Genomic DNA, 6,308 nt, shown 5'->3' on the forward strand with positions numbered 1-6,308 from the left:
AAATCTACTAGTTAACTTAATCTTTCTTAGTTGCAGCGGCTTTTGCTGCGGCGCGCTCTTCATTAAACTTATCGAGCATTAATTGCTTTTCAACAGCCTGCTGCTCGGTCATTACCGAAAATTTACGATCCATTTCTTTAATGTCAAAAACACTGACATCGTACTCATTAGTCATAATAATACATTCGGTAGGACAAACCGTTGTACACAAGCCACAATACATACATTTAGCATGATCAATAAAAAACTTAGAAGCATGCAAACGTTTTGTGGTTCCGTCGGATGTTTTTCCAATATCTTCAACCGCCTTAATAGATTCGATGGTAATGCAGTCGACCGGGCATATTTTAGCACAAAGGTCACATACCACACAATCATCTATTTTCACATCGAGCTGATAACGTCCTATTTCTGGAACAGGAATCTCCTGGTGAGGATACTGAATCGTAACTATACCTTCCTGTTGTTCAAAATAATTATCATTAGCCACTCCATCAAACTTACGGCCATTTCTGGCTGCCCAAACGTGTTTAATGGTGAGTCCCATACCTTTCAGTACTGAACCAATTCCGCTAATAATATTTGAACCTTTATTTTTCAATTTATATCTGATTAATTTAGAATTTCCTGTTTATAAAACATTTGTTTAGAGCGGTAGTTTTTTACATCACCAGCAATCGCCAAATACCTGAAATAAACAAACAGGCAAAGGCGGCAGGAGTAAGTACTTTCCATCCAAAACCCATTAATTGATCCACTCTAAAACGCGGCAATGTCCAACGTATCCACATTTGTACTAACACAAGTGTTAGTGATTTACTCATAACCCAAAAAATGCCCCAGAAAGCGCCAGTTGTCCAGGTTGCTAATTTAAGTGGGCCCATATTTGGGAGAATAGTATTCCATCCTCCTAAAAATAATACCACCGCTACCATCGACACTAACAACATCATTCCATATTCTGCCAAAAACACTAAAGCAAAACGAATTCCGGTATATTCAATGTGAAACCCAGCAACAAGTTCTGATTCTGCTTCCGGAATATCAAACGGTGTACGATTCGATTCGGCCAAGGAAGCGGTAAAATAAATTAGAAAAGCGATGAGCATATGCGGAGCTTGGAAAATATTCCAGGCAAGTATTCCACCCACCTCATTTACTTTCCAAAAACCTAAAAACTTAATAGTATCTGTTGCTAAAATGCCCTGATTTAATGAGATAGTATGCAAACTTAAACTTTGCACCAACATTACTGCGGAAATGATCGCAATGCCTGCAGGAATTTCATAAGAAACGATCTGCGCTACAGATCGGGTTGCACCATACAAAGCATACTTATTGTTAGAACCCCAACCTACCATTAAAAACCCAACCACTTCAACTGATATTATGGCAAGAACATAAAACACGCCTAAGTTCGAATCAGTACCAATAATCTCCGGAGCTAATGGAATAGCCGCAAAACCCATATAAACAGATACGAAAATAATTATTGGAGCAATAACGAACAGCCACTTATCGGCTGCTTTAGGAATAATACCTTCTTTTTGTATCAGTTTTAAAATATCCGCAGCGGTTTGCAACAAACCAAACTTTCCAGTTTCCATTGGCCCCAAACGGTCCTGAATAAATGCTGAAACTTTACGTTCGGCCCATACGGCTGCAAGTGCATACGTAACAATGAATAAAAGAATGCTGATTGCAATTATCATTCGGTTTTTGCTTTAGGCTCTTGGTACAAAGAAACTAAATTATTCGGAGGAAATACGAATCAAATAGCGAAAACTCTACAATCCTTATAGTTTTAGAATAGAATTCAAAATTTAAATCTTCCATTACAAGCAAAAGAATTACAAGACATTAAAGTAAAAAATTCTATTTAATCGCTCTTAAAAAAGAAAAGCAGTATGAAATCTTACTGCTTTTAGATCAATATTTATAATTATTATTTAGTGGATCATTTGAAAATGATTTTTATAAACCAAAGGCAAAACCCAATTATCTCAATAAAAAAACTGCCGATAACCTCAATTACCGGCAGTTTTTTATAAGCACTTATTAAAACTTAACTGAATTCAATTTCGCATCTATCAATAAGCCATCAACTGCTTTAAGGTCGAACTTTATTTTCTTCTTGGCTTTAAAACGTAAAACAAATAAGTCTTGATTGCCTTTTAATGTTTCCTTATTACCAACATTAATAAAGGTTGGATACAGTACCTTTTTACCATCGGTATGTAACCTGTCATTGGTAAAGTTTTCCATGTCTTTAGTATTCAACTGCTTTACTCCTACAAACTCATAATCTTGAGGGTTATAAGGAATGGCAAAACTTAGCGCATTTACCGAGGTCAAGTCCACACCTTTAACAGTAACTTCAATGATTTCATCCTTTGTATAATCTTGTTTTGGAACTCGTAGCTCCAGACGCCCAGCAACTTTTTCAGTGTTAGTAGCGTCAACTCCACCCTCTAATTGAGTAGCTACCACAGAGATATCATAAGCATCGATAATATCGTTTTTATTGATGTCACCATTACTGATATAGCCCTCAAAATCAGCATCTCCTTTCTTCAATCCGGTATAGTTGATGTAAGAAGTTAAGTCATTACCATCAATTAAACGGTCGTTATTAATATCGCCAGGTAAATAGCTTTCGGTTCCGGGAACTTTAAATACATATAATTCCCTGCCCGAACCAAAGTTTCCAACTGCACTGGTAACAGCAATTTTGATATAACGCGCACTAGGCTGACCACTAAACGTGAATGTTTTTAAGTCGTTATTACTTTTCCAATCAATAGTTCCGGCAGAAGTCCAGGTTTCTTTATTATTGCTATAGTAAACGCTGCCTTTTAATAAAACGCCGTTTTTCCCACCATTACGAGGTAAATAATCAAATCGATCTAAGTGATTCACAGTTTTTAAATCCAGCACCATATCAAATGGAACCGAGTTTCCATCCCAGGTGGTATGCCACATACTACTTTCATCAAAATCGAAAAGATTTGAAACCTCTTCACCTTCCTGGTCGTTGGCAGTTGATTCAGCGGAAATATTCTGAATGGCAAATTGTAATGGATTCGCGTTGGTTGTTGCGGTAAACTGGTCCCAATTTGAATAACCGTCTTTATTTACCGAACGAATTTTAAATGTATAGGTAGTTTCAGGAGATAAACCTTCAAATAATAACATGGTATCTTTAATCGTACTGTAATTCATGTCATTAAAAAGTATCTCGTAATAGTCGGCATTGGCAACTTTAGTCCAAGTAGGCTTTAAAGTATATGACGTAGCGTTTTTATCAGCAACTTTCGCATTAAGCATGGTTGATAACTTACCGGTTTTTACACGCTGCTTATCGGTAGGTTCAAATTTGAAGCCTTTAATTTCTACGGTAGTTGCGTTAGCAGTAATATCGCCTGAAGCTAACTTTACAAGAAACTGTGGATTTTTGGTGATTGTTGTCTTTTCAAAATTACTCCCTTTGGTTGCGAACTGATTTAAATTTGGCGCAGCATTGTAGTAATACACATTTTCAGATTTGTTAAAATCACTCAACGACTTTGCTTCCGATAGTTTCAATTGCTGCTTGCCAATTTTTACCGAAACAGCTTTAGGCTTTTCTGTTACATTAATTCTAAGCTCTGTAGCTTTTGATTTTACAAAACCTTCGAAATTTCCTTTAGCCGGCTGAATGGAAACTAGCGCATTACCTTTGCCGTCCGTTTGGGTTTCGATCAGGGTTGATACACCCGCACCCAGCTTATAGGCTTCAGTTACACCATCGTCGTCATATTCGGTAAACGATTTTTTTCCGTTAGCATAAATTTCATAGATACGAGTTTTATTATTGATTTCAGAAACGTGATTATTTGGATTTGTCATCGGAATAATAGCTCCATTTTTCACAAAAACCGGTAATTTCCAAATAGGTGTATCGAAATTGTTAATGATTCTGTTCCCTTCATATTTTTCTCCGCTGAAATAATCAATCCAGGTTCCTTCCGGCAAATAAATGCCATTTCTAATATCATTACCCTTATCATCTGACTGTGTTGCCTGATAAATAGGAGCAATCAAAAAGTAAGGTCCATACAAATATTGATATTTAGTTGCTGCACCTTGTGTATATGCATTTGGATATTCAAGGAACATGGCTCGCATGATTGGCAAACCATTTATTGCTTGTTTGGCGATGCTATATGAATAAGGTAAAAGCTCCGATTTAAGCTTCAAGTAATTACGATTAATGGAAGTAGCTGTTTCGCCAAGTGCATGCGGATACTTTTCATTAGCACCCCAGCCATCCATATTTAGTTGCATTGGCGTAAAAGTTTTCCATTGGAAATCACGAACATTAACTGCTACATTTTTTCCACCGAAAATACCATCCATATCAGAAGTAATATTTGGCTGGCCAGATAAACCTGAACCTATATAAGTTGGAATATGAAAACGGATATACTCCCAAACGCCACCGGTTTGGTCACCACTCCAGATAGTAGCATAACGTTGAGTTCCTGCCCAGCCATCAAGCGAAATAATAAATGGTCGGCTGTTGTTTCCGTAATAAGGAGTTGTTTGTGCCACATCAGCCACTCCGTTCAAACCAAAAGAGTAACCTGCCCCTACCCAAGCCACATCCGTTTTAAGAACACGAACACCTGCATCCTTAACTTCCTTAACAATATCTCTTTGCAAAAGTGGAGCAACCTCGGCTTTAGGATGAAGGTCTGACTGAGTCCACAGGCCAATCTCAACACCATTTTTGCGTGCATAGTCGCCGAAGCTTTTCAGGTTTTGAATATTTCCATCCAAGGTTTCCGTTTGGCCATAACCTGCACCGTAACCATCATTAGGAAGAATCCAACCCAATGGCATATCATGTGCCTTATAGCGGTCGATAACTGCACGAGCCGAAAATTGGTAATTATTCTTTTCGCCATTCAACGACTCTTTTATACCGTCATTATCCTTTTGACTTTCTTTGTATTTCTTGCCATCCTCAAATAAAATTCCATCAGGGTTCTCTTTCCAAAAATCGCGATTATAGGCATTTAAATGTCCTTGATAAAAACCAAACTTTGGTAACAAAACAGGATTTCCGGTCAATTGGTAAAAATCGTTTAAAAGCGCTACTGCACCATCATCAACCATCACAAAAAGATCAAGATAATCGGTTTCGTGCTTTAATTTAACAATGCCTTTCTCCTTTGCACCAAAATCATATTTCCCTTTAGCGAAAGTATGCCAAAGGATACCATATCCATTTGAAGACCAATAGAAAGGACATGGTGAAGCTACACCGCCATCAGTCCAACTATTTTGATTTTCAATAGAGATGGCTTTCCCTTTATGAGAAAAACGACCGTTTTGAACTCCTCCTCCATAAAAATATTCTTGCGGTTGTTCTTTTAAAGACAACTCTACGCTTTTCTTATCAAAAGCAACTGGAGCTGTAGATTCCATTACCACCGAATTATTTTTCAGGTTAATGACTTTAAATAATGCTGTATTCTTATCAATTAAGATTGAAACATTCTTCGATGTGATAGTTATCTTATCATTCGCTTCTGAGAAATTAACCTTATCAAGGGGTCTTCTTGGATTTACCACCAAGATTTTGGCTGCAGGTTTAGCTTCCGGATCCCGAATAAGTCCTCCTGAATTATCCTTAAAAAGTCTAAAGATATTTTCACCGTAAAAGTCAACGGTTAAAATTTCATTATTAGCAAAAACTACTTCTACTGTACTAGAATTAATCTTTTGAACCTTAACAATTTTTGTAGCAGGTTGATTTTCTGTTCTTACTTTGCCTTGCACTTGCATCCCACGTGCATCAGGGCTCGACATTAATGAAACAAATGCTAGTAGTAGAATAGCTCTGGTTTGTATTTTGAAATTCACTTTTAATTTGGTTTTTAATTAATGATTTTTCCAATCAAAATCTTCATAAAAAGACATCTATGAACAATACAAAGCCAAATTAATATTTAGAAAGCGACTAACTGGTATAAAAATTCACGTAATCGATTGCGTAAAATTATTTTCAAGGAAAAGTAAGGTATATGGTCGCTTAATAAACCAACATTGGTAAAAAATAGACATTGGGAATAATAAGAATCTAATAAAAAAGGTCATTTTTTGAAAATCCTGATCCAGTACCTTTTACTTCTATTAGTCCCGCTTTCCATTGCAAGTCCTCATGCCAGCGCTCCGTAACCTGCGCTTCATTGCGGGCTTTCCATTGCAATCGGGTTTAGGGTCGTTAGGGCAGTAGGTTATTTAGCTGATGGAAAATGGTT

4 protein-coding genes are annotated in these 6,308 nt (G+C 37.0%); all 4 read right to left on the reverse strand.

Features of this window, described 5'->3' with window-relative positions:
- Positions 1 to 16 precede the first annotated feature (16 nt).
- Entirely contained in the window at positions 17 to 601 is a 585-nt protein-coding gene (locus tag NF867_RS14075) for a 4Fe-4S binding protein (RefSeq protein WP_341870050.1), read from the reverse strand.
- 61 nt (positions 602 to 662) lie between these two features.
- Positions 663 to 1,712, reverse strand: coding sequence for a complex I subunit 1/NuoH family protein (locus NF867_RS14080; protein WP_252588760.1), 1,050 nt, complete (start codon positions 1,710 to 1,712; stop codon positions 663 to 665).
- 346 nt (positions 1,713 to 2,058) lie between these two features.
- A complete protein-coding gene (locus NF867_RS14085) occupies positions 2,059 to 5,910 on the reverse strand; it encodes a TIM-barrel domain-containing protein (RefSeq protein ID WP_252588761.1) in 3,852 nt (1,283 codons plus the stop codon).
- Between the two features lie 217 nt (positions 5,911 to 6,127).
- A complete protein-coding gene (locus NF867_RS18345; protein WP_256471426.1) occupies positions 6,128 to 6,256 on the reverse strand; it encodes a hypothetical protein in 129 nt (42 codons plus the stop codon).
- Between the last annotated feature and the right edge of the window lie 52 nt (positions 6,257 to 6,308).

The sequence above is a fragment of the Solitalea agri genome (genome assembly GCF_023914155.1).
GTDB lineage: Bacteria > Bacteroidota > Bacteroidia > Sphingobacteriales > Sphingobacteriaceae > Solitalea > Solitalea agri.